This window comes from Shewanella sp. 1311 (assembly GCF_059338235.1).
This window is the reverse complement of record NZ_CM181686.1, coordinates 4191306-4216256: the sequence shown is the minus strand read 5'-3', so window position 1 is coordinate 4216256 and position 24951 is coordinate 4191306. Positions and strand designations below refer to the sequence as shown.

Below are 24951 nucleotides of genomic sequence, written 5' to 3'. Positions count from 1 at the left end.
CTAATAGCGCTCGGCTATCACTTATCGCCAGATGTCTAACACTAGAAACTAAAACTCACGTGAAGTTTAAACAATTTATTGCGGCTCAAATTGGTTCAGCCAAGATTTTAAAATCTGCAGCAACATAGGTCTATCTTCAACGCTCACGCCCGCTAACAATGCACTCTGACATTGAATATGCTGCGGCAATGCCTTATCAATGAGCGCCTTACCCTCAGCAGTTAACGAGACATGTACGGCGCGGCGATCTTCCTTACTGTGCGCCCGCTCAATCAGCCCCTTATTTTCGAGTCTGTCTAAACGGCTCGTCATAGCGCCAGAGCTTAGCATCATGCTCTGATAAAGCTGTGAAGGTGAGAGTGTAAACGGCTCACCCGAACGCCTTAAGGTGGCAAGCACATCGAACTCGCCCTGACCTAAGCCAAATTCGGCGTGGCATTGCAGCAGTACCACTTCAATATATTTCGTTAAACGCGCGATTCGCCCAAGCACAGCCATAGGGATCAAATCATCAGTCACCCCTTGTTGCTGCCACTGGCCGACAATATTATCCAAACCATCTTGTCTATCCAGACCATCTGCTTTGGTGTTCGAAGCCGCTTGGTCTTTATCCGAAGGACTCGCGTTTTTATCCGCTGAACTCGCATTAGTAACCGCAGGATTCGTGTGAGTGAGTGTCGTTTTCGCTGTCATAGCTTTATCTCAACATAAAGATTCTTTATATCATTCTTTACATCTTAGTCATTTTCTCGCAGAATTAAAATATCTTTATATCAAGATACATCTGAAAGAGATTCTTTTTGAACTGTAGCGATGCTGCTTCAACTTACTGTTGTTGAAAGGAAATCATCGTAAATGTGCTAAATGCCGCTACAGGTCACTCTTTCAACAAATCAAACTTAGCTTATTTTGGAGACAATCCATGCGGTCACCCCAGTCAGAGAAAGCGAATTTATTGCTTCTCGGAATCGCGTTCATTCTTATCGGTCTAAATCTGCGCCCCATTCTCGCTTCCGTCGGGCCTTTGCTGCCCAGCATACAAGAGGATATCAGCTTAAGTTTTACCTTAGCGTCTATGCTGACATTGCTGCCCGTGCTCGCCATGGGACTGGGCTGCTTTGCGGGTTTTAGTATTGCTAAGCGGTTAGGATTTAATACCGTGATGACGGGATCGTTGCTCCTCTTGATCGTCGCCACGGCGATGCGTTTTTGGGCGATGGATGCCAGTTGGCTTATCTGCTCGGCATTACTAGCCGGAGTCGGTATCGCTCTTATTCAAACCATCATGCCTGCCATGATCAAACTCAATTTCGGTGAACGGGTGCCCTTAATGATGGGGCTTTACGTCACCGCCATTATGGGCGGCGCCGCTTTGGCCGCCAGCAGTGCACCTTTTATCGGGATGAACTTGGGTTGGCGCGCGGGCTTAGGCCATTGGACTTGGTTAGGCATAGTGGCACTGACGCTATGGCTGATGGTTAAACATAACGCCGCATTGCCGAGTCAAACTGCGGAGCAAACTGTGCAGCTTAGCTTTTGGCGTTTTCGTCGCAGTTGGCTATTAGCGATATTTTTTGCTTTAGGCACAAGCTGTTATGTTTGCGTACTTGCATGGCTAGCCCCCTACGCGGTCGAGCTAGGTTATAGCCAAACTCAATCGGGATTAGTGTTAGGTTTCTTAACCAGTATGGAAGTGATCGCGGGCTTAGTGTTTCCTTGGCTTGCCAGCAAGTCAACGGACAGACGCGCTATTATTGCCCTACTGTGCTTACTGCAACTCATCGGCTTTATGGGACTCGCACTCGCCCCTCAAGTGTCGCTATTTTTATGGGCGGGGCTTGCGGGATTAGGCATAGGCGGGATTTTTCCACTCGGATTAATTGTGACTATGGATCATCAACAAAATCCGATGTTAGCGGGTAAATTAACCGCCTTTGTACAAGGTGTGGGTTATACCATTGCCGCCATTTCGCCTTGGATTGCTGGATTGATCCGCGATAATTTCAATAGCTTTAACAGTGCATGGTTGTTGCTCGGGGGCTTAAGTCTGATGGCGTGGATACTATCTTGGCAATTTAATCCGCAGGGTTATGCACGCCAATATCAAGTCACCCGCTGCGTATCTTAACTCTCTAATTCAAAATAAAAAAACCGCCATGTCGATTAACGAGCATGGCGGTTTTTTATGGTGTGCGGCTCGATAAATCGAGCCCACACTAGGTTCAACTTAAGACTTTTTAACGAAGCACGTCAGGATCACAATGCGAGTCCCGTTAACACGGCCTTCAATGTGCTCTGGGTTGTTAGTCAAAGCAATGTTACGCACAGCTGTGCCGCGCTTAGCCACAAAGCTAGTGCCTTTCACGTTTAAGTCTTTGATGATCACGACCGTATCGCCGGCGTTAATCACGGCACCATTACTGTCTAACGTCGGGGTAGTGTCGTCACCTGCGGCGGCAACTTCAGCATCGCCCCACGCTTTTACATCGTCTTCAAGGTAAAGCATATCCAGTAAATCTTGCGCCCAGCTTTCGCCATTTAAGCGCTTAAGCATACGATATGACATCACTTGAACTGCCGGTACAGGGCTCCACATGCTGTCGTTCAGACAACGCCAGTGGTTCATGTCCATGGTATCCGGTGCCGCAATTTGGCCACTGCAGGTTTCACAAATCATGATCTCATTGTCACGGCCATCGGAGGCTGGCAGATCATAAATAGAGAGTTCGATCTCGCTGCCACACAGTTCACACTTGCCGCCACAGCGACTTAGCAATTCATTTTCAGTCATTTTTCTGTTCTATATGCCTAGTAAAACGCGGATTATGCCATAAACGGGCTTTTTTCGGCAGGGGGCTGAGGCAATATAACCCTATTTTTTATAAGTTTTATAAACTGCGCCCACACTGCCTTGGTGATTAATCTTTAAAATTCATAAGCTAAACTCAAGCGAACATCGCGCCCTGCAGCTGGGATCCCATCGGAGAGAAACGGCACCACTTGCAGATTGGTGAGGTTTTTCACCATCAAACGTACGCTTAATCCCTTTAAACCAGCTTGAGGTTCATAGGCGAGGTACAGGTTCTGCAGGAAGTAATTTTCGCTCGGCGACTCGGCATTAAAGATATCGCCGTGGGGAACATTAGTTTGCGCATCATACCAAGCACCCTGCCAAGCTACTGAAATATCATCGGTAATATACATGCCTAAACGCAGACGAATATCGAGCGGTGCCATGTTGGCTAAATACTCGTCGTCATCTTGGCTGTCTCTGAGTGACCCATTGTGTTGACCTTGCAGCCATGAAACCGCCAGATCACTGAACACGTCTTGATAGCGATATTGGGCCTCAAAATCAGCACCGTAAATATGGTAACCATCAAGATTGGTGTAACCGCTTTGAATTAACTGGGTTTTATCAGACTTAGCCCCACGGCGCTGGGCTATATCATCGCGGCCTAAGTTGGCAAACAGAGTGAACTGCGTCGACAGCGCATCATCATTGGCAAGCAGATGCTGGTGCTGCGTCATCAAGCCTAACTTGAAAGCGTGTAAGCGTTCGACATCGATGTCGCGACTCGTACCGGTAATGCTGGCTTTGGCGTATTGCACGGCATAAATCTCATCAACCACAGGGGCTTGCAGACTATAGGCGTAATCAAAGTTTAACCGAGCGTAGTTTGTCAGTTGATAATCTATGCCTAATCTTGGTGAAAACCCCGAGTGGTGAGTCGAGCTATAATCGTGACCCGCGTTGATGTCGTTATAATCTGGCGCAATATTTGGCCGACCTATGCTGTAGATAAAATCATATCGCAGCGAGGGAGTGACGGTTAAGTCGTTGGTGAGATGAATCGCATCGCGAACATACACGGCATAGGTGTCTTGGCGACCTTCAGGTTGATAATAAGGTGTGTACCAGCCAAAGTTTTTCTCAGGATTCTTCTCATAACTCTTGTTAAACACAAGCGAAGTACGCTCGAGACTGCGGTACTGCAATCCTGTGGTGATCTCGTGATCGCCAATCAAACTCAAGTTGTTGATATCAATATAATCACGTTTGTAATCTAGCCAAGATTCGTGACCGAAGTTGCCTACGGAAACCGTCATTTTCTCCCACGCAATATCGGGTCTTACCCAGTGACGCGCATTCGCCGAATGGGAGATCACCACTTGGGTATCAATCAGCGGATTGCTCGGCGAATAACGATAATTGGCAGACCAAGTGTTGTCTTCATAGGTGTTATAGGCGGTTGTGGCATACAGCGCCTGCTCGTAGGAGCCGTACTTTTTGATGTTGTAGTCTGAGATGGCAGGCATGGGGCCACGGCGATTAGCCCAAGGTTTGCGGCCCTCATCGAGATAATGGGTCACGCTCAAGGCAAGTTGGTGATCGCCCTGCTCATAATCCATCTTGCCTAGATAGTTATCTTGCTCATAGCCCGAATATTCAAACTCATCGCCATTGGCTAGAGTGACATCCCCCGCATCACGGCGTGTAAGATGCAGCAAGCCAGATAAGTGTGAATTCACCCGGCCATAAACTGTCCCCGTATAACCCATAGCGTCATTATTGCTGGCGTAGCTGGTTTTGACTCGCGCTCCAAGGGATTGATCATATTTAAGAAAATCATCGGCCGATTTAGTGACCACATACATGGCCCCACCAAAACCGCCATTACCCGAGCGCACATCATGGGCGCCTTTGATCACTTCCACTCGTTTGATGAGATCAGGATCGAGGAAAAATGAGCCATAGCGATACTGCTCAAATCCCACCGGAGCATTATCCACATAAACGTTAAAATCTTCGGTCTCGCCAAAGCCCCAGATATTAATCCGCTCACCGCCGCTGCGAGTACCGCCATCTATATGCGCCCCTGCCATATCATCAATCACTTCGGCGAAGGTCGTTGCCTGCATCTCCTCGATTTGTTCCATGGAAATAATCGCTTCACCCGGTTTAGCGACTGTGATGACCCTACGATATTGCTGCCCATGAACCTGTAGGATTTCAATTGGCTCAACCTTAGGCTCGCCCAATACCTCAGCGGCGTACAACGGCATTGAGGGCAATATACATAATCCCATCAGCGACAGATTTCTATTCGCTTTCCACTTCTCAAACTTAGGCAAGCAACCCATTCAACGTCTTCCTATTAACAAACCAATCTAAAAATAGGGCGGCATTATAGGCACTAACGAAGAAGATAAGAATAGTTCTCACTTGGCTTTACGTGTAAATAACGGTCTGGTTGAAAACAAGATAGAAACGGTACGCTTCAAAAATTTTAAGTGAAGATCTTGCCTAAGGATGGCAGTATGACTGCCATATTTGATAGCCTTTCATCCTCTATAGAATGTACGACCTTGAAATAGTTGAGTATACGGCAGTTCGCCTGACGTTCGCCCTGCTTGCATCTCTAGGCTGTTGGCACTCGTTTCACATGCATTAATAAGGTTCACCGATAATGGCTACGCTCACGACTAAAATGCCTATTGCGACTGGTGCAACGTTCAGCGCTGCAAGTTTGCAATTTTTAAATCAACTGGCGCAAAACAACTCCCGCGACTGGTTTAAAGCCCATCAGGCGGAATACGAAGAAACAGTGCGAACCCCAGCGCTACAGTTTATCGAGCAAATGCAGCCCAGTATCCTCGCCCTCTCGCCTAGGCTCACTGCCGTACCGAAAAAAGTCGGTGGCAGTCTTATGCGCCCCCAGCGAGACAGCCGTTTTAGCAAAGATAAAACGCCCTATAAAACCAATGTTGGTATTCAATTTCGCCATTTTCAGGGCAAAGACGTGCATGCGCCGGGACTGTACTTACACATTGCCGAGGATGGCTGTTTTATTGCCGCAGGGATTTGGCACCCAGAATCGAAAGCCTTAAATGCCATTCGCACTTGTATCGATGAAAATCCCAACGGCTATAAAAAAGCGCTACAAACCTTGCGGAATCATGGATTTAACATGGACGGTGATAGCTTAACTCGACCACCAAAGGGGTTTGATAAAAACCACCCTATGCTGGCAGAGCTAAAACGCAAAGATTTTATCGCCATAAAAAATATCGCTTTTGAAGAACTCTGTCGCCCAGATACCGCCAGTTTCTGTGCCGAGCAATTTGCGCACTGTACTCAATTGATGGCCTATCTGTGTTTCGCGCTGGATTTGGATTTCTAGACAATAGGATTTTAAAAATAGACTTTTAAAAAGCAAAATGGCCTAGACAAAAATCTAGGCCATTAAAACAGCAACTTTTGCTGTTAAACGGCATGATTTGCACTTAAGCATTTGTAGTTAAACTGCACTATTTGCATATTTGCACTTAAACTTTTGTATTTAAACTGCCTAAGTAGCCCTGTAATACCGCGAATGCATTGTCTAGCAGTTCATATTCACCCGCTTTACCTAACACTCTAATTCCTTGTAATTGCAGTACTAAAAATGCAGCGACCTGATGCGGCTGTAAATTGGCCAATAACTCGCCTCGCGCTTGGCAGTCCAACAACACTTGGGTGAATGAGGTCTGTAATCGGCAAAATAAGCGCTGACATTCCTGCAGCACACTCTCATCGTCGAGGCTCTTTTCTAATACGGCATTTTGCATAAAACAGCCATATTTTTGTTCCCTCTGCAGGGCAACAAAGCGGGCTAGATAAGCTGCTATTTCGGCCAAGCCTGCTTTTTCATGCAGCAGGGTATCTGAGGCGCCAAAGGAGTAGTTATCGAGGTAGAAACTGAGGCACTCGCGGTAAAGATTCTGCTTGTCACCGAAACTGTTATAAAGGCTAAATCGATTAATGGCTAAATGGCCGACGAGATCGGAAATCGAGGTTTCGGCAAAGCCCTTTTGCCAAAAAAGCTCCATTGCCAATATGAGTTTTTCCCGCCGATCAAAATTACAACTTCGTGCCATAAGCCTGCGACCTAATCTCTTGAATACGCGCTCACGATCAGCTTTACCATTCCTCTTTACCACACTCCTCTTTACAACAGAAAGTTGAGGGGCAAATCATTCTTGACTGATCGTTTAGATATGGCGTAAATTCTATCCTAACCGATCGTTCCGTTAAAGCCTTATATGCTCAAATCGAGCATAAAGCACAGATAAAAACGACAGGACTTTAGATGAAACTCTACGAATTAGCTCCGACTCCCAGCGCGCGTCGCGTCAGTATTTTTCTTGCGGAAAAAGGCATAGCAGTGCCAAGAGTGAACGTCGATATCCGCGGCGGTGAAAATTTAAGTGCCGAGTTTAAAGCCAAAAGTGTAAATGGCCGCATTCCATTACTCGAACTCGATGATGGCAGCTACCTATGTGAATCCGTTGCCATTTGCCGCTATTTAGAAGAAATCCACCCAAGTGTTCACTCGCTGTTTGGCAATACGCCACTTGAGCGCGCTAAAGTAGAAATGTGGCAACGTATCATAGAGTTACAAGGCTTAATGGTTGGGTTTCAAGCCTTTCGTAATTTAAGCGGTGTCTATAAAGACAGGGAAAATTGTGTCGAGTCTTGGGGCGCAGAATCACGCCAAAGGGTCATTGACTTCCTACCAAGCTTAGACCAACAATTGAGCAAGTCGCCCTTTGTGGCAGGCGATGAATTCAGCATTGCCGATATTTCGGCTTACGTTTTTATCAGCTTTATTAAGAATTTAGATATTGAAGTCACTGACAGCTTGCCGCATCTTAAGGCTTGGTTCATCACTATGGCGCAGCGTCCTGCCATAGTATCGTTAACCCCTAAAAAATAGCGGCACGAATGCCTGAATGGGCCCTAAAGTGAGTAGCTATAAACGTTATAACCTAAAGGAATCATCATGATAGATTTATACACAGCCGCGACCCCTAACGGTTTTAAAATCTCCATCGCACTGGAAGAAATGGGGCTAGAATATCGCGTCCATAAGCTAGATTTCAGCACCAACGAGCAAAAACAGCCTGAGTTTATTGCCATTAATCCAAATGGCCGAATCCCCGCCATTATCGACCGCGACAACGAAGATTTTGTGGTATTCGAATCCGGTGCAATTCTGCTGTATCTCGCCGAGAAAACAGGTAAATTCCTGCCAGCCGATCCTAAAAAGCGCTCACTGGTGATCCAATGGTTAATGTTCCAAATGAGCGGCGTCGGACCCATGATGGGTCAAGCTAACGTATTCTTCCGATACTTCCCTGAGAAAATCCCCGCAGCAATAGAACGTTACCAAAAAGAAGGTCGACGTTTATTCGAAGTTATGAATACTCAACTCGCTACAAATCAATATCTTGCAGGTGACGAATACACGATTGCCGACATCGCCACTTGGCCTTGGGTACGCATCCACGAGTGGAGCGGCATCAATATGGAAGGTCTGACCCATTTGCAACGTTGGTTAGATGAGCTAGCGCTCAGACCTGCGTGCCAAAAAGGCATAATCACGCCGCCACCGGTAGAAATGAGTGATGAAGAACGGGCTAAGCAAATCCAAAAGATGGTGACGAAATAATCACCTTCCAAGCGGTAATTGAGCGATAGCCTGCAAATCGCCGTTAGGTACTGAATTCACTATAAGTTTAAGTAACAGAACCACAAAAAGCCCCGCAAGTTGATGCGACTTTGGGGCTTTTTTACTGCCTGTTATCGGGCAAAACTGCTACACTCTGCGCCACTTATTTTTCCCCTCTGTTGCGGCTATGTCCCTTACATAAGGCGCCGTCACAGAAGCATGATCTAGGCTAAATTTATGGGTAATCCAAGCAGCTTCTCTTCCGGTATGGCATCCAAATCAGATACATCTTCGGCGTTAAATGTTCAGGCGAACACTCCTGCGCAAAAACGCGCGCTCAGTTACGCCAGTACAATTAAACAATTATTCGATGAAATTCAAAGCAGTAAAATGCCCGCCGACCGTATTCTAGCAAACTACTTTAGAGAACATAAAAAACACGGCTCGAAGGATCGTAAAGTCATTCGTGAATCCTTGTTTAGTCTATTTCGCTGGTGGGGTTGGTTTCAGCGATTAGGCGATCAGCAAGAATCTACCGTTTATTTTGCTAGCCTAAGCGCCAGTGCTCTATTGGAAGCTCACGCTTGGCAAGATATTGCCAGCGCTTGGCATGAGTTATCACAATCGCCCATCGATTATCAGCAAGCTCAAGCACTTGCCGTTGAAAGTCTCGACGACAAACTGGCATTGATACAGCATTTATTTCCCGCGACTGAGTTTAAGGCACAGGATTTATTACCCGACTGGTTCTGGCAAGTGTGCCCTGTTGATACAGCACAACAAACGCAATTAATTGCAGCTATGTCCAGTCGCCCACCAATTTGGGGACGCGCGCAAGGGATCACGAGTCAAGATGCAGCGACACAACTGCAAGCGCTCGGCATAGAAGCGAGTTATGGTCATTACTTTAGCGATGCCATAAATCTTGGCAGTAAGAGTATGAATCTTAATGAAATCGCCCTGTATAAAGACGGTAACATCGAGATCCAAGATTTGGCTTCACAGGTCATTGGTCAAATTTGTGCGCCTGAACCCGATGCCCATTGGTGGGATGCTTGTAGCGGTGCTGGCGGCAAAACTCTGCAACTGCGCTCTTTGATGTTAGCTAAAGCTGCTGATAACCAAACGTCATCTGCGGGCAGCATCATATCGTCCGATATTCGCTCCAATGCCCTAGAAGAACTCACTAAACGCGCCCAAAGAGCGCACTTTAACGGCATTAGCGTGGCCCGTTGGAAGAGTGATGCCCTCCCCGTGCCTGCGGATCATTTTGACGGTGTGTTAGTCGATGCCCCGTGCAGTTGTACTGGCACTTGGCGACGTAATCCTGATATGCGTTGGTTGGATGGTGTTGAAGCCGTGCCCGATAAAGCCGCGTTACAGCTCGATATTTTAAGCCGCAGTAGCCGCGCAGTTAAGGCCGGCGGCATCCTCGTTTACGCCACTTGCTCCTTGTCGCCCATCGAGAACCAAGACGTAGTGACGACGTTTTTACAGCAACATCCAGAGTTCACGCTCACGCCGATACGCCATCCTTTTAGCGGTGAACAAACAGAAATGTTGACCGTGTGGCCCTTTGAGGCCAACAGTGATGGCATGTTCGTCGCACGTATGCTACGCAGCAAGTAACACTAACTCATTATTTTGTATCAAAACTTGGCGCCCTCCTTTCTAGGCGCCAAGTGCAATCGCATAATCTGATTAATGATTAAAATCAGATTTACTCTTTTATTATCATAAAGATAAACCACATCCTTCCAGTTAAAATCTCAGATACGTCCATTTCAGTGGCAAGATATGGCTCTTGGGCAAAACTTTTCACCATCAATGATGAAATATTTCGCTTTAGCTTCATCTCACCTTTGGGTAAAAAGATCGGGTGCTGCGAATGGCACAGGTATTTTTGGAATTTTGACCATGTCACACTCCTATGAATTTGACGACGATGATGCGCCATGGGGCGATAACGTCAAAGGTAAGCAAAAGAATAAACGCGTGAAACAGCGCCGCAGGGATACTAAGCGACGTTACTCGGACGATAATACAGAGGTGGATTTCTACCAAAATAAATCGAAGTAACTGAATCTAAGTACCCTAGCCCACGGGTTTGTTTAACGAATTCGTTCTGCGCTAAGCCTGCCAAATCTGAGCAAGTTGGATAATATCCAACTTGCTACTCAATCCTGTTACCCCCTCTCAAATTCTTAATAAATCTATTGTAAAATCAATGGGCTTAATAGCTTATTTGGCCTATGCTTTTTGGGTTATAGCTTTCAAATCATTGGACTTACACTGAAATTTAAGGATGAACGCCATGGAAAAACAGCGCCCCGACTTTATTTATCCCCAAGGCAGTATGTTGATGCACTCCCCCTTAGTGTTAAATAAAGCCGATATGTACGGTTTTTTTCTGAAGGGGAAACAGGCAAATCTCCAACGCTCTATCGATAAGACCTTGAATCAAGTTGCCGGTAGTGCCATGTATTTTAAAGTGTTATCGCCCTACGTACTGACAACCTTCACTCAAATTGAAAAAGCCTACTCCGCGTATCCAGAAGACAGAGCCAAAGGTTGGATCCAAGAAACGGACATCATCACTTGGGTCATGGTCGGGCGCCAAGATAGCAGCAACAGCTCACAAATCAGCCAAGTCTATTTTCAGCCACTCCACATTTGGGTGAACGATGCCATGGCCTTAATTAATGGCCGTGAACTCTTTGGTTATCCTAAGTATTTATGTGAATACACTATGCCAGCTGTGGGTGAGCCTCTGACGCGATTATCGCTTGCTGCCAAAAGTTTTTTACATTTTTCGCCAGAAACTGAACTTGCCCTGCATCCATTGATTGAAGTGAATTGCGATGCCAAACCCGAGGCGCAGCTTTCAACCCTTGAAGCGATAACCCAAACCTGGCAACTCTTTAAAGAACAAACCGATTTCATCCCAGAGCTCGACCAGCTCGGCGAAGAACAGCTGTTTCATCTGCTATTTAAACCCGCCATCGATCAAGTATTTCTAAAGCAGTTCCCTGACTCATCAGGGCAAAAAGCCGTTTATCAAGCCATCGTCGCCGCACCTGCCCAAGTGAATAAAGTGCACAGTGTTGCCCTGCTCAAAAATGATTTTGTCGCGACCATTTTTGATAATGCCAGCTTCCCGTTACAGGACACGCTCGGGGTCGAGATTGGTGAGCAGCATGTCTTACTGCCTTACCATGTGAACTTTGATTTTGAAGTGCCACCCGGTGAAGTTTTAGTCGATAACTCCGAAATCAAAAAACAGAAAATCGCCATTCTCGGTGGCGGTGTCGCGGCCATGACCGCAGCCTGTTATCTGACCGACAAACCCGGCTGGCAGAATCAATATGAGATTGATGTCTATCAACTCGGCTGGCGTATCGGCGGCAAAGGGGCAAGTGGCCGCAATGCTGCAATGGGACAACGTATTGAAGAACATGGATTACATATTTGGTTTGGTTTCTATCAAAACGCGTTTGCCTTAATGCGTAAAGCTTATGAAGAATTAGATAGACCGGCAGACGCGCCGCTCGCAACCTTTTTTGATGCCTTTAAACCCCATAACTTCATCGTATTACAGGAAGAGGTCGATGGCCGCTCGGTAAGCTGGCCGATCACTTTTCCGACGCTACCCGGCATCCCTGGTGATGGCACCGAAACCCTCACCTTTTGGAAAGTCGTTAAAGTCGCCTTTGCGTGGATAAAGGAATGGCTCAAGGACATGGATGACTTGCTTGATGCCGATGAAAAAGCCATGGGAACACCTAAAAACTGGCTCGATAGCAGCTGGTTTGAACGCTTAAAAGATAAGTTAGAGGATTCAGTCGAAGATGCCAAAGAATCACTCGACGCGCTCGGCGATAAGCTCGAATGCCATTTCAATCAAATGATTGGCCGTGAGTGCGATGAGCATGTCCACAGTGAAAGTGACGATGGCTTTGTCGAATCGGCCGTCGATGCCCTGCATAAACGACTCGTCAAACGCTTTAGCGGCCATTTAGATGACAATGACGAACTGCGCCACTTGTATATTGCCGCCGATCTGGGGCTTACGATACTCAAGGGCATGTTTGCCGATGATGTGTTTGAAAAAGGTTTCGATGCCATCAATGGTTATGATTACCGCGAATGGTTAACCAAACACGGCGCCAGCCTTAAGTACACAGTCGACAGCGCCCCCGTGCGTGGTTTTTACGACTTAGTCTTCGCCTATGAAAAAGGCAACTTCGACAAACCCAATGTCGAAGCGGGCACAATTATCCGCTCTATGCTGCGTATCGCCCTGTGCTATCAAGGTGGCGTAATGTGGAAAATGCAGGCCGGCATGGGCGATGTGGTCTTTACGCCTTTCTACGAAGTGCTCAAACGCCGAGGTGTCAACTTCCACTACTTCAATCGCGTCGATAATCTCGAATGCCGCAATCAAAGTATTCAAGCAATTGAAATCACTGAGCAAGTTGCCTTGGCACCGACAGTCACAAACTACGATCCCTTGGTCGATGTTAAAGGTCTCGCCTGCTGGCCGAGCACGCCCAATTATGAGCAACTTGAGCCTGAACAAGCAGCGCTGCTCAAAGCCCATAATATCAATCTGGAACACTTCTGGAGCGATTGGGACAGCGTATATGAAACGCACTTTGGCAAAGCCCTACCGAAAAAGCGCTTAGTCAAAGGTGTGGATTTCGACAAAGTCATCTTCGGTCTTTCCATCGGTTCAGTGCCCCATGTGGCGAGTGAAGTGATGGCACAAAGCCCAGCCCTCACACTTTGCGTTGATAAGGTGCAAACCGTTGCCACTCAAGCCTATCAACTGTGGATGAACCAAGATCTTAATGGAATAGGCTGGCCAAATTATTCTGAAGATGGCGAGGAGCCAGTATTATCGGGCTTCACTGAACCCTACGATACTTGGGCATCGATGAACCAACTGCTAGACAAAGAAGATTGGCGCGGTTTAGAACCTAAAAACGCCAGCTACTTTTGCTCGGCATTACCTGTCGAAGCCTATCCGCCAAGCTCGGATGTGGATTTCCAACAACGGAAAACCTTAGAAGCTAAAGCCGGTGCTATCCACCAGCTCAATACCGAAATCCATAAACTTTGGCAAAATGTCCGTGATAGCTTCCCTTGGGAATGGCTACACGATGAACAAGACCGCCAAGGCGTTGCCCGCTTCGATAGCCAATATTGGCGCGCAAATGTGGACCCATCCGAACGTTATGTGTTGTCAGTTAAGGACAGCTCACAGTATCGCATCACAACAGATGGCACAGGGATAGATAACTTGTATATGACGGGCGATTGGATAAAGACAGGCCTTAATGTGGGCTGCGTCGAAGCCGCGACGATGGCGGGTATGCACACCTCAAAAGCAATATCGGGTCATCCCGTCTTGATAAAGGGCGAGAAGGACTTCTAAACTCGTACTTATAGACCGAGGACAACACTCAGCTTAAGGTAAAAAAACGGCGCAGAATTTATCTGCGCCGTTTTGTTTTAGCTAACTTTTATCTAGCATCCATTGCAAACCATTTGATTGAATGCAGCGGTTAGCTTAAATGCAGTCTCACATCGACCCCGCGCGTATCGGCATACTCTTGGCGGCGCTTATCCATTCGCGATTGGTACAAGTTAGTGTCTGCCGAACGCAGCCACTCGTGGGGATCGGCCACCTCAGAGTTTAACGAGATCCCAAAACTACACTGACAATCCTTAAAGCCTTGGCTGGCTAATTGTTCGGCTAACCCATTTAACGAACTCAGCAATAGCGGGATCCCCACCGAAGGCGTCACAACCACAAACTCATCACCACTAATACGATAAAGCTTTAAATGCGCTAAGTCCGTTGCTTGCAATAACTGCACTACCACTTGCAGTAATCTATCGCCCTCTTGATGGCCGAGCGTTTCATTAACACTTTTCAGGCTATCGATATTCAATAGCGCTAAAGCCATAGGCTGCACCACTTTATCGGCGAAGCCTAATTGCGAATTCATATATTCATCAAAAGCATAACGATTACCGACTCGGGTCAACCCATCTAAGCGGGCCTTTTCCCACGCAATCGCAAGCTCTTCAATATGCGCCTTACGTTCCTCTGCGAGTAACTTAAGCTTATTCGCTAACGCTAAGGACAATAGCAGCGCATCAGCCGTGCCGCCCATCAGCGTCGCCAGCTCCGCATGTTCGATAAAATCTGGTGTTAGCCCCATATTCCCGGGCAAAATAATCACCGCAGGCAAGAGTAAACAAGTAAAGGCGAGAATAAAATAACGCGCTGGGGCAAAGCCTTTCATCAAGCACACATTACCGCAGGTAATCGCTAAGGCAATCCACAGCATGATCAGCACTGAGGCAATAATCGCCGTATAGGGCAACAACCAAATACTGGTCGGCAAAGCAACAATACAAGCAAACATCAAATACTGACTAAGGCGCCACAATCGTGGTGAGTAGCTAGGCAGCTGCAAGAAGTGCTTGTAAAACATGATATTAAAAATCGGCAAACTGATAAAAAACAGATGGTGCAACTCAAGGTAATGGAAATTAAACAAGTGCGCCGGCAAATGGAAGGTCAGTGCCCAGCCAGCAAAATACGCGAAGACATAAAGGCCATAATAAAGAAAAGCTTTATCGAGAATAGAGATATAAATCAGAAGATTATATAAGGCGATAAACAATAAGCCGCCTAAGCACAGCAGCACTGCCATGGCGAGGCGATCAGACATCAACTGATGATCCGTCACGCTTTGCAGGGCAATCTCGGGAGGAGATGAGTAATAACGGCTACTAAGCTTAACCAATAGCCAATAATCCGTGCCCATATTCAAGGTGACCTTACGGCCATAATCGAATAAAAATTCGTAGGGGGCACTGTAGCCGCTGTGGGCATGCTGTGAACTGCCATCACTACCGAGTATCCAATAATCTACAGATTCGATAATCGAATTACTCGCATCCACTACCCAATTCGACTGACGTTGATTGACCATCACAGGCGTGATCATCCAATAGTCACCGCCGGTTAAACTCACAGAGTTAGCTTCGTCGAGTTGGCCCATCCAATGGGGCACGGCATCAAACTGTTTTGGGGGCTGTTGATCCGCTTGAGCATGGAACAAATACGGCGAGTCCAACGCAATTTCAGCGCTTAATACAGAGGGACTTAATGTCCATATAAAAAGTAAAAAACACCAAAATAGGGTTTGTTTAAGTTTGTTCATCGGCTTATTAAGTTAAAGGGCCATAGATCATTTATACAGCTATGAAGTAAATGCTAATGCTGTCAATCTTAGTCGATAGTTGGAATTGTAGGTTAACTTTATGGCCACATTTAGTTTTTTACAATCAGTTAGGCTAAATTAGTCGAATATCCCATGCCGTATGGAGCTATTTTAGTCTCAAAGTCCAAACCGTGGCCTGAAATCCAAAATACAACTTAATACTGACTTATTTTTTGCTGGGATCCTATGCAGCCTCTATTGATGATTTTAGCCGCACAACTCCTAATTGCCAGTGGCAACCTCTTGGTCAAGTTGCTTGAAAATGATGCACCCGTGTTCCAACTGGTGCTCTACAGACAACTCTTTGCCACCTTGCTAGTGCTGCCTTTTGTGTGGCGCTTGCAGGGTAATCTCAAACTGAGCCCTTATTACAAAGTGCATCTTGCTCGCGCCCTATTGATTGGGCTCGGCAACGCCATTTTTATGCTCGCCATTTTGCATCTTCCCCTCGCAACGGTAACCGCCGTGATTTATACCTCACCTTTGTTACTCCTCGTGCTTTCTGCGTTATTTTTACATGAACGCATCGGCTATCGACGCTCAGTTGCGGGGATCATTGGCTTTACTGGCATTCTACTTATCAGCCAACCAACCGAATTTAACCTGTATATTGGTTTAGCCTTTTTCGGTGCGATGACGTCCGCATTGAATAGTTTGATTTTAAAGGCCTATTCGACCCATGAACATCCTTTCTCTATGCTCTTTTGGTCTAATGCCTTTGCGATGATATTTCTGATACCGGCGACCTTATACGAAGGCGCGGATTTTAGTCTGCCAGTGGCGCAGGTGGGATTAACGTTGGGACTATTTTATATTGGCATGACCTATCTCATCATTCACGCCTATCGACGTGCCGATGCGAGCCAAATGGCGCCTGTAGAATATACCGGATTGATTTTTGCGGCCTTGTTCGGCTGGTGGATACTGGATGAAGAACTTAGCCTAGTGATGTTAATCGGTATCGGATTAGTCATTTTCTCATCCATATTGCCCAGCTACAGCGAGCTAAAAGCAAAATGGAAAAGCCGGCGAAGTTGACCTCGGCCGGCTCTTTACATCGACTGCTAAGTTAACGCAGCGAGATCAAAACGATTTGTTTTAGAAGCGGAATTTGCCGCCAATATACACGCCATCTTCGAAGGTGAAATCGCGGGCGTTATCGTACTCATAGGCAATCTTGCGGTAACCAACATAAAACGCCATGTTTGGCGTTACGCGGTATTGCACTTTTGAATCGAGCTCATATTGACCATCAACATTACCAAACGATAAGACTGACGGTGCGTAGTAAGCGGCGGCGTGTAATGAAATATTAGGTCCCATAGATAGCGCATAACGGCCACCAACAGAAATGGCGCTGCCATTTGGAGAATAGTCAGACCAAAGCTGACTTAACTTAGCGCCAACTTCAAAGTGATGCACACCCACATCATGGGTCATGTGCATTGCACCTTGGGCAATATGGCCACCCTCGTCGGCATAGATATAACCTAACACTGCGTTAGTATCTTTGTTCAATTGCAGCTCTAACTCAGTAGAAACCACATCGTTGTTCAACCCAAGATTAAATTCTGACGCATTCACTTGCAGCGCTGCTGCACTCAATAATAAAACACTTGCTACTCTGAACTTAGCCATAAAAACACCTCAATAAATGACTGTGGGTAATAGCCGCGGATCATACCGAATAAATAAAGAAAATCAGCCTATTTGCGTATAAATGGGGATTTTTTGCGATGGATATACAAATGTAAAACAAACTCGAAACAGCTGAAGATCTAAGCCTTTTCACTTACAGCACAATTATACCGCTTGAATGCGATCACCCACTAAAGACAGCATTATCGCTTCAGCGTCGACATTGGCACTTAAGGCTAAGTAATACCAACCCACAGTGTTGCCCGTGCCGCGGATACTCAAGTAATCACGCCAAAACTGAAAACCAGCCTTCAACAAATTGGCTTGGCTCGAGGTGTTCTCGGCGCGAATAGTGGCGTATAAAATCATGATCCCTAATGCCTTAGCCACTTCGATACGTTTTTGCGTTAAACCTTGGGCAATACCTTGACGCCGATAATGGGGCGACACCACCAAATAACCTAGCTCACCCACTGTACCTTTGCCGGCTTTTATCGCAGCGCAACCGACTATCTCACCCTCAAGGGTTTTCGCTAAGATCACCGCACGAGAATCGAAAAATACCTGATGATCCAGCGGATGGGCGTTATCATCACGCCCATCAATCAATTGTGCCGCCAGCGCTAATTCCTCTAGTTGTTCACTTATTACAAACTGAATGTCACTCATATCCAGATTAAACCGTTAATGTTGCCAACATACGGGAAATGCACACCACTTAGCTGTGCACTCATATCCCACTTCGCTTTCACTCTCATACTACAAATCTAACAGAGCACTGCTGATATAACTGTTTATATACCAATGCACTACAGATACAAGAGGGTCGCCATGCCTAAGAAAGTAAAGAAGCCCACCACATCTGTTACTGTGGTTAAGATCACTGAACCCGACAGCGCCGCATCTTGATTAAACTTCTGCAGCACCATAGGCACGACCACGCCAGCAATTGCCGCCACGGCCATGTTGATCAAAATTGCACAGCCAATCACTATGCCTATGGTCGCTTCACCGAACCACCAGCCAGCGACTAAACCTATGACTATCGCCCACAAAAAACCGTTAACTATGCCAATGCCGAGTTCGTTCTTCATTAACGAAAACAAGTTACCCGCTGAAATCTGTCCCATGGCCATACCGCGGATCATCAGCGTCAACGACTGACTACCCGCAATGCCGCCCATAGAAGCCACAATCGGCATTAACACTGCTAACGCGACCACTTGGGATAACACATTTTCAAATAAGCCAATCGTCGCCGAAGCGAGGAAAGCCGTCAGCAAATTAATCCCGAGCCACACAGCACGGCGCTGGGCGCCCTTCATAATAGGCGCGAACAAGTCGTCGGACTCATCCATACCCGCAGTTGCCATCAACTGCGCTTCATAATGTTCACGCACTAAAGCGGTCGCAGTTCGCAGCGTCACGCGACCAATTAACTCGCCAGACTCATCGATCACAGGCAATTCGATTTCGCGGCTGTGCTCTATCGCTTCGGCCGCTTCCAATAAACTCGTGTCAGCGGATAACGCACGGCTATCCTCGGACAAGAGTGAAATCAATAATTCATCGGGATTATGTTTAAAAATGTCATACCGACGCACCGTGCCTTGATACTTATCCTGATCATCAACGATAAACAAATTGTCGTTACAATCGAGTTCAATACGGCGGAAAAAGCGCTGTGCCTGAGCAACGCTCGCCTTATCACTGAGCACCAACATTTGATGATCGGTATAGCGCCCGATTTCATTCTCAGAGTACTGATCGTAGAGTTCGAATCGTTGTCGCTGACGCTCGCCCATCTGGGCCAAGGCGCGATCGGTAAAACTTTCAGGGAGATAATCACTCCACTCAATTAAATCTTCTGGGCTTAACTGGGCAAATAGCAAGTCCACTTCATTGTCGGGCATCCGTTTAAGGATCCCCATGCGCGGATCGGCACGCATTAAGCTCAACACTGTCACTCGGTCAGCAAATTCAACTTGCTGCCAACGCTCGTAACGCTCATCCAAGGGCAAGGATTCAAGCGCTAAGGCTATGGTTCCAGGTTCTGAGTCATTCAAAATTTCGCTAAACACTTCAGCTTGTTCTTCGCCTTCAACTTCAGTGAGTTGTTGAACAACCTGCCCCACGTCCGCTTGCATGTTTGTTTCGTATTCTGCGTCATTTTCTGTCACACAGATGCCCTTTTCTTTAGCTACAAAATTGCTGTAACTATATTGATAATTAAGTAAATTAGCAAACCCACAAAATAAATTGCGCACAACTAGATTGCTGGAAATCATTTTTAAGTTTATGCTGTTGACTAAGATCCTATGGAGGTGAACATGACTACGAATATATACAGCCAATCAGCGACAGACATTCAAGGCAACGCGGTAAGTTTAGAGCAGTATCGAGGCAAAGTACTCTTGATCGTTAACACCGCCAGTGAATGTGGATTTACACCGCAATACAAGGGATTAGAAGCGTTATATCAAGAATATAAAGGTCAAGGATTAGTGATTTTGGGCTTTCCTTGCAATCAATTTGGCGCCCAAGAAAAAGCCGATGAACAAGGTATTCAAGCCTTTTGTGAATTGAATTTTGGCGTGACATTTCCACTATTTTCTAAAATAGAAGTGAATGGCGAACACACCCATCCACTTTATCAATACCTTAAGAAAGCCGCTCCCGGTGTATTAGGCACTCAAGGTATCAAATGGAATTTCACCAAATTTTTAGTTAATCGCCAAGGCGAAGCGATTGAACGATTTGCATCGACCACGAAACTCGAAGCGTTAGAAAGTAAAATTGCCGCTTTGCTAAAATAATTTACTCGCTATCTATTTGAAATTTTGAGTTTTATAAAAATTTAGATTTATTTTAACTTTTTTATGGAACTTTAACCGTACAAGCCCCCTCAAATGTATTGAACAGTGAATGTCTTTTTCATGTTCATCATCTCCCTGGGGCTTCTAGCGCGGCCCCCTTGACCTAGGAATAGGTCACTAGGCAACCATTGGGTTGCCTTTTTTTATCCCAATGATTTATATGTAAAATAAATGTAATGTCTCATTTCAACTGCTTTTTATCTCTCAGAAATTCTTTTTTAAACTTTTTGGTGTTTTTTTGCGATATCGATGAACTTAATTAAAAATGGCGACTCTGAGTATAGGTAAGGATTAACGGATAAGATTAAATGCACCTTGAGAATGAAATATGTGAAGTCGCAGTTTCATCTACTCAAATGACACAGTTTCTGTTTTATCGCATTGAGTCGAATTAGTTGGTCGTTCATCATCATCTCCCTTTTGGGACACAATAGAAAACACGCTAGCGCACTGAATTCTACTTGTATCCCGCACTGATTTCCTTGTGGCAACCTTAGGTTGCCATTTTTTTTGCTCAAATTTCAACAAGCACTAATGCTAGCTCATAGATTAATAAGCTGACACGCGTTTAATTTTTATCGCTATGATTTTAATGTAAAACAAATGTAACACTTAAGTATGAGCACTCAATATTTCCCAGAAAAATACCCCAGAAAATCTTTTTAAACTTTTTGAGATTTTTTTCTAATATCGGTGAACTTAATTAAAAATGGCGACTCTGAGTATAAGTAAGGATTAACGGATAAGATTAAATGCACCTTGAGAATGAAATATGTGAAGTCGCAGTTTCATTCACTCAAATGACACAGTTTCTGTTTTATCGCATTGAGTCTAATTAGTTGGTCGTTCATCATCATCTCCCTTTTGGGACACAATAGAAAACACGCTAGCGCACTGAATTCTATTTGTATCCCGCACTGATTTCCTTGTGGCAACCTTAGGTTGCCATTTTTTTGCCTAAATTTCTATACGCACCTAAATCTCTATAATCGCCTAAATATCTATAATATTAGCGACTTGTCTAATTGAACTTGAATCGAAGGGTGATAACCTGCGCGAGCCTTTGTATAGATATCTTTTAATTCAGTGTGATACCCCGCGATTTGCAGCTCAGCATAAAGTGGCCGCACAAATTTACCGCGGCCAATACGCACTAAATAAGCACTTAAAGCCGGCAACACAGGGTCGTAATGATTGCGAATCGCCACTCTAAACCAATCACAGGCAATTTCCGCATTAGTCGATTGAGTGAATCGGAACGTTTCATCCAGATCCATCAGTTGCACTTGGCTGACGACTTCCGGTAATTGGGTCAGAAAATACTGCCAATGATGTACTCGCCAATCTTTCACGCTTAATTGGCTCGCGGCCGTTCCCTGTAAAAAACTCGCCAGCGCATCATCAACTTTATCTAAACTCATGGATGTTGGTCCGCAATATCCCTCGGGCAAACCTTTGCCATAAATCCACGTTAACAGCTCGGCTTCAGTGATCTTATCTGAGTGTAATGGCAGTAAGGTTTGCTGCGCGTATTCAACAAACACTTCGGTGGTAATCGCCTTAAAGGCAAAATGATCCACATAGTTGCGCAAAAATTTATCTAACGCCACTCGTCCTAGCCTGCGCTCGAGATCATGGACAAACATCGAGGCTTTATCATAGGTAAAACGATTAAAAGCAAGGTTGGGATCGCACTGCTGCACATTGGCGGGCAAGGTTTGTTTATCCTTAGGCAAAGACGCTATTTCTTCTGTTAAGCGACCAAACTCTATCACCCACTCCAATTCTGCCTGTTCTTTGCCGTAAACCGCTTCCACGATACGGTTAGTAAAGTAAGTCGTAAAACCTTCGTTTAACCAGAGGTCTCGCCAGGTTGCATTACTGACTAAATTGCCCGTCCACGAATGCGCTAACTCATGGGCAACAGTGGAAACCAAGCTTTTATCGCCGGCGATGAGTGTGGGCGTTAAAAAGGCTAAACGTGGATTTTCCATCCCGCCAAAAGGAAAACTCGGCGGCAGGATAATCATGTCATAACGGCCCCACACATAAGGACCTAACAATGACTCGGCAACCTCGAGCATATGTTCGGTATCTTCAAACTCTTTTGCGGCGGCGACCAACATACTTGGCTCAGTATAAACCCCGCATCTTGGGCCTATCGCTTGAAAGGCAATATCACCGACTGCCAGCGCCATCAAATGGGTCGGGATAGGTCGTTCCATCTCGAAGTGAAACACACCATTAAGCGGTGTGTCGGGATGATTCATCGCACTCATCACTGCGCGCATACCTTTTGGCACTTGCACCTTAGCATCAAAAGTGACCCGCGCCTTAGGCGTGTCCTGTAGTGGGATCCAGCTGCGGGCATTGATCGGTTGCGATTGGCTAAAGAGATAAGGTAACTGTTTACCCGCAGTTTGCTCAGGTGCTAGCCACTGTAATCCTTGGGCGGCGGGAGAGGTCTGATAGTGAATGCAAACCTGTTTGCAAGGTGACGTTGGTAAACTGATGCATAGTTTTTGCCCGAGAATGGAATTGGCTTCACTCAGCACAAAATCGAGCGGCTCCTCATTTTCTGTTGTTAAAACACTCACTGTATCAGTGGCATTGACGCTATCTGCAGCATTCACAGCAGTAACCGCGAGTATGGTTAGATCACGGCTATCGAGCCAAAGCTCTGTTACATCCGGCTCAAGGTAATCCAAGGACAACGTCGCTTTACCGAAAAGACGCTGCGCGTCAAAATCCACCACTAAATCCAAAGAGACATGTCTCACTTGCACTTGTTCGGTATTAGCAAAAGAATGGTAATCTTGGGTTAAATCCCAAGTCGTTGCATCCGCTAGCGTACTCTTAGTTGTTTGTAACACTGTCGCCTCGATATTCAAGTTCTGGGCTCTGGGTTCAGGGCTTTGGGCGCTAGCCCTCTAAGCTCTGGCTCTTAATGTATAGGGTAAGTTTGAATACTTAATCGTGAGTTGTATGCCGTGTGGCGCACTGCTGTGGTGCAGCGCTTCATGACTTGTCACTGTTATAACTACACAGTCATAACTAGCCACTGTCATAACTCATCACGGATTGTTAGGCGTTATTATCGACTGCACATTTGCTCAGAGGCAAATCGTAACTGAGCTTTAAGTCAGCTTATCGGCACGTTATAGGCAAGTTTTTTGTAACAGTTCATCTTTGGCGGCGATCACAGAACTGCAATCTGTTTTCTTTCGTCATACAAGATTTGCCCGTTGCGACGAGCAAACGGAGCAAACGGAGCAAACGGAGCAAACGGAGCAAACGGAGCAAAAATCGAGGCTCGCGCTTCTTAATAAAAACAAAATGCAAAATTATTTAAAATATTTCGCACTTTGCCTGAACTAATTTAAGGATGCTGAGTCAGATATTATGAACCGAATCTTTGTATTGAGTTTCTTCGTTCATCATCATTCTCCTTTAGATGGTTTCTAGCGCGACCGTCCCAAGATTCCGAATTGGAATTTACAGCAACCTATTTAGGTTGCTTTTTTTATGCCTTTTATTTGGCATCTACCAGACAGAATGACCAAACATCATCGCCCAGATAAAACCCCAGAAACAAAAAAGGACCTCCGAGGAGGTCCTTGATTAACAAGCCGTTTGGCTTACAAGCGGATACCCACTTGTTCTAAATCTTTAGCAACTACGCTCTTAGGCAGAGTCACATAGCCATCTTTCTCAACTACTTGCTGACCTTGCTTAGACAGCACATAACGTAGGAATTCTTTTTCCATTGGTGCTAAGTCTTTGTTTGGTTGCTTGTTCACGTAAACATATAGGTAACGTGATAGTGGGTAAGTACCGTTAGCTGCGTTTTCTGCAGTTGCTTCGATAAACTCTTCGCCTTTCTTAGCAATCGCAACTGCTTTAACACCAGCGGTTTTGTAACCGATACCTGAGTAACCAATCGCGTTTAGAGATTGAGAAACAGATTGCACTACAGATGCAGAACCTGGTTGCTCGTTCACGTTCGCTTTGAAGTCGCCTTTACACAGTGCGTGCTCTTTAAAGTAACCGTAAGTACCAGATACAGAGTTACGACCGTAAAGTTGAACGTCTTTAGCAGACCAGTTACCGTCTAAGCCCAGCTCGCCCCAACGTTGGATGTCGCTGCTACCACATTTGTGAGTAGAAGAGAAAATACCATCAACTTGTTCAACGCTTAAACCTTTGATTGGGTTATCTTTGTGTACGAAGACTGCTAAAGCATCGATAGCTACGCGAACCGCAGTTGGCTTATAACCATAATGTTTTTCGAATGCTTCAATTTCGTTAGGCTTCATCTTGCGGCTCATAGGGCCGAACTGTGAAGTGCCTTCAGTCAACGCTGGTGGCGCAGTAGAAGAACCCGCCGCTTGGATCTGGATGTTGACGTTAGGGTACATTTGTTTAAATTCTTCGGCCCAAAGTGTCATCATGTTGGCTAACGTATCTGAACCTACAGATGATAAGTTGCCTGACACGCCACTTGCTTTTTCATAAGTTGGCAGAGATTGATCAATCGATGCCATCGCAGTTGCAGAGAATACACCAGCGGCTGTTAGGGTAATCGCGCCGACAAGCTTTTTCAGTTTCATTATGTGCTCCAGTAGTAAGCTAACTAATTTG

Annotated in this window: 19 protein-coding genes; 9 read left to right on the top strand and 10 right to left on the bottom strand. The window is 45.8% G+C overall.

All coding sequences use genetic code 11. From position 1 onward, the window contains the following. Window positions 1–75: 75 nt before the first annotated feature. Window positions 76–693, bottom strand: a complete 618-nt coding sequence (locus AC5YB3_RS18575; protein ID WP_494525908.1) for a MarR family winged helix-turn-helix transcriptional regulator — start codon at window positions 691–693, stop codon at window positions 76–78. 229 nt (window positions 694–922) lie between these two features. On the opposite strand from AC5YB3_RS18575, the gene AC5YB3_RS18570 reads away from it, so the two are divergent. Continuing rightward, window positions 923–2128, top strand: coding sequence for an MFS transporter (locus AC5YB3_RS18570; RefSeq protein ID WP_494525907.1), 1206 nt, complete (start codon window positions 923–925; stop codon window positions 2126–2128). Between the two features lie 99 nt (window positions 2129–2227). On the opposite strand, the gene AC5YB3_RS18565 is transcribed toward AC5YB3_RS18570, so the two are convergent. Both AC5YB3_RS18565 and AC5YB3_RS18560 read right to left on the bottom strand, forming a co-directional pair. Further along, window positions 2228–2791 carry a PhnA domain-containing protein gene (locus tag AC5YB3_RS18565; protein ID WP_006080922.1) on the bottom strand — a complete coding sequence of 188 codons (564 nt, stop codon included), beginning with the start codon at window positions 2789–2791 and terminating at the stop codon, window positions 2228–2230. A 134-nt stretch (window positions 2792–2925) separates the two neighbouring features. After that, window positions 2926–5145 carry a TonB-dependent receptor domain-containing protein gene (locus AC5YB3_RS18560; protein WP_494525906.1) on the bottom strand — a complete coding sequence of 740 codons (2220 nt, stop codon included), beginning with the start codon at window positions 5143–5145 and terminating at the stop codon, window positions 2926–2928. 326 nt (window positions 5146–5471) lie between these two features. Between AC5YB3_RS18560 and AC5YB3_RS18555 the strand changes: the two genes are divergently transcribed. After that, entirely contained in the window at window positions 5472–6185 is a 714-nt protein-coding gene (locus tag AC5YB3_RS18555) for a DUF2461 domain-containing protein (RefSeq protein ID WP_494525905.1), read from the top strand. A gap of 145 nt (window positions 6186–6330) precedes the next feature. On the opposite strand, the gene AC5YB3_RS18550 is transcribed toward AC5YB3_RS18555, so the two are convergent. Continuing rightward, window positions 6331–6921 (bottom strand): TetR/AcrR family transcriptional regulator, encoded by a 591-nt coding sequence (locus AC5YB3_RS18550; protein ID WP_494525904.1) that lies wholly within the window; start codon window positions 6919–6921, stop codon window positions 6331–6333. Between the two features lie 212 nt (window positions 6922–7133). Between AC5YB3_RS18550 and AC5YB3_RS18545 the strand changes: the two genes are divergently transcribed. The 5 genes from AC5YB3_RS18545 to AC5YB3_RS18525 all read left to right on the top strand — a co-directional run bounded on the left by AC5YB3_RS18545 (window position 7134) and on the right by AC5YB3_RS18525 (window position 13932). Further along, window positions 7134–7760 (top strand): glutathione S-transferase, encoded by a 627-nt coding sequence (locus tag AC5YB3_RS18545; protein WP_494525903.1) that lies wholly within the window; start codon window positions 7134–7136, stop codon window positions 7758–7760. A gap of 66 nt (window positions 7761–7826) precedes the next feature. Beyond that, entirely contained in the window at window positions 7827–8495 is a 669-nt protein-coding gene (locus AC5YB3_RS18540; RefSeq protein ID WP_494525902.1) for a glutathione S-transferase family protein, read from the top strand. 237 nt (window positions 8496–8732) lie between these two features. Next, a complete protein-coding gene (locus tag AC5YB3_RS18535; RefSeq protein WP_494525901.1) occupies window positions 8733–10124 on the top strand; it encodes an RsmB/NOP family class I SAM-dependent RNA methyltransferase in 1392 nt (463 codons plus the stop codon). A 288-nt stretch (window positions 10125–10412) separates the two neighbouring features. Next, window positions 10413–10574 carry a hypothetical protein gene (locus AC5YB3_RS18530; RefSeq protein ID WP_006080915.1) on the top strand — a complete coding sequence of 54 codons (162 nt, stop codon included), beginning with the start codon at window positions 10413–10415 and terminating at the stop codon, window positions 10572–10574. A 235-nt stretch (window positions 10575–10809) separates the two neighbouring features. Further along, window positions 10810–13932 carry an NAD(P)-binding protein gene (locus tag AC5YB3_RS18525; protein WP_494525900.1) on the top strand — a complete coding sequence of 1041 codons (3123 nt, stop codon included), beginning with the start codon at window positions 10810–10812 and terminating at the stop codon, window positions 13930–13932. 130 nt (window positions 13933–14062) lie between these two features. Here the strand turns inward: AC5YB3_RS18525 and AC5YB3_RS18520 are convergent, their stop codons facing one another. Further along, a complete protein-coding gene (locus AC5YB3_RS18520) occupies window positions 14063–15736 on the bottom strand; it encodes a diguanylate cyclase (RefSeq protein WP_446445455.1) in 1674 nt (557 codons plus the stop codon). Between the two features lie 246 nt (window positions 15737–15982). Between AC5YB3_RS18520 and AC5YB3_RS18515 the strand changes: the two genes are divergently transcribed. Continuing rightward, window positions 15983–16834 carry a DMT family transporter gene (locus AC5YB3_RS18515; RefSeq protein ID WP_011846299.1) on the top strand — a complete coding sequence of 284 codons (852 nt, stop codon included), beginning with the start codon at window positions 15983–15985 and terminating at the stop codon, window positions 16832–16834. 60 nt (window positions 16835–16894) lie between these two features. Here AC5YB3_RS18515 and AC5YB3_RS18510 read toward each other — a convergent pair whose 3' ends face one another. The 3 genes from AC5YB3_RS18510 to AC5YB3_RS18500 form a co-directional block, all read right to left on the bottom strand. Next, entirely contained in the window at window positions 16895–17434 is a 540-nt protein-coding gene (locus AC5YB3_RS18510) for a YfaZ family protein (protein ID WP_071939116.1), read from the bottom strand. 165 nt (window positions 17435–17599) lie between these two features. Next, on the bottom strand, window positions 17600–18103 hold the full coding sequence (locus AC5YB3_RS18505; protein WP_494525899.1) for a GNAT family N-acetyltransferase: 504 nt from the start codon (window positions 18101–18103) through the stop codon (window positions 17600–17602). 140 nt (window positions 18104–18243) lie between these two features. Next, window positions 18244–19614, bottom strand: coding sequence for a magnesium transporter (locus AC5YB3_RS18500; protein WP_011846297.1), 1371 nt, complete (start codon window positions 19612–19614; stop codon window positions 18244–18246). Window positions 19615–19764: 150 nt separating this feature from the next. On the opposite strand from AC5YB3_RS18500, the gene AC5YB3_RS18495 reads away from it, so the two are divergent. Further along, window positions 19765–20250 carry a glutathione peroxidase gene (locus AC5YB3_RS18495; RefSeq protein ID WP_494525898.1) on the top strand — a complete coding sequence of 162 codons (486 nt, stop codon included), beginning with the start codon at window positions 19765–19767 and terminating at the stop codon, window positions 20248–20250. A 1061-nt stretch (window positions 20251–21311) separates the two neighbouring features. Here the strand turns inward: AC5YB3_RS18495 and AC5YB3_RS18490 are convergent. Together AC5YB3_RS18490 and AC5YB3_RS18485 are read right to left on the bottom strand one after the other, a co-directional pair. Continuing rightward, window positions 21312–23183: a M1 family metallopeptidase gene (locus AC5YB3_RS18490; protein ID WP_494525897.1), complete on the bottom strand. Its 1872-nt coding sequence runs from the start codon at window positions 23181–23183 to the stop codon at window positions 21312–21314. Between the two features lie 765 nt (window positions 23184–23948). Then, entirely contained in the window at window positions 23949–24920 is a 972-nt protein-coding gene (locus AC5YB3_RS18485) for a PstS family phosphate ABC transporter substrate-binding protein (RefSeq protein WP_006080906.1), read from the bottom strand. Window positions 24921–24951: the final 31 nt, after the last annotated feature.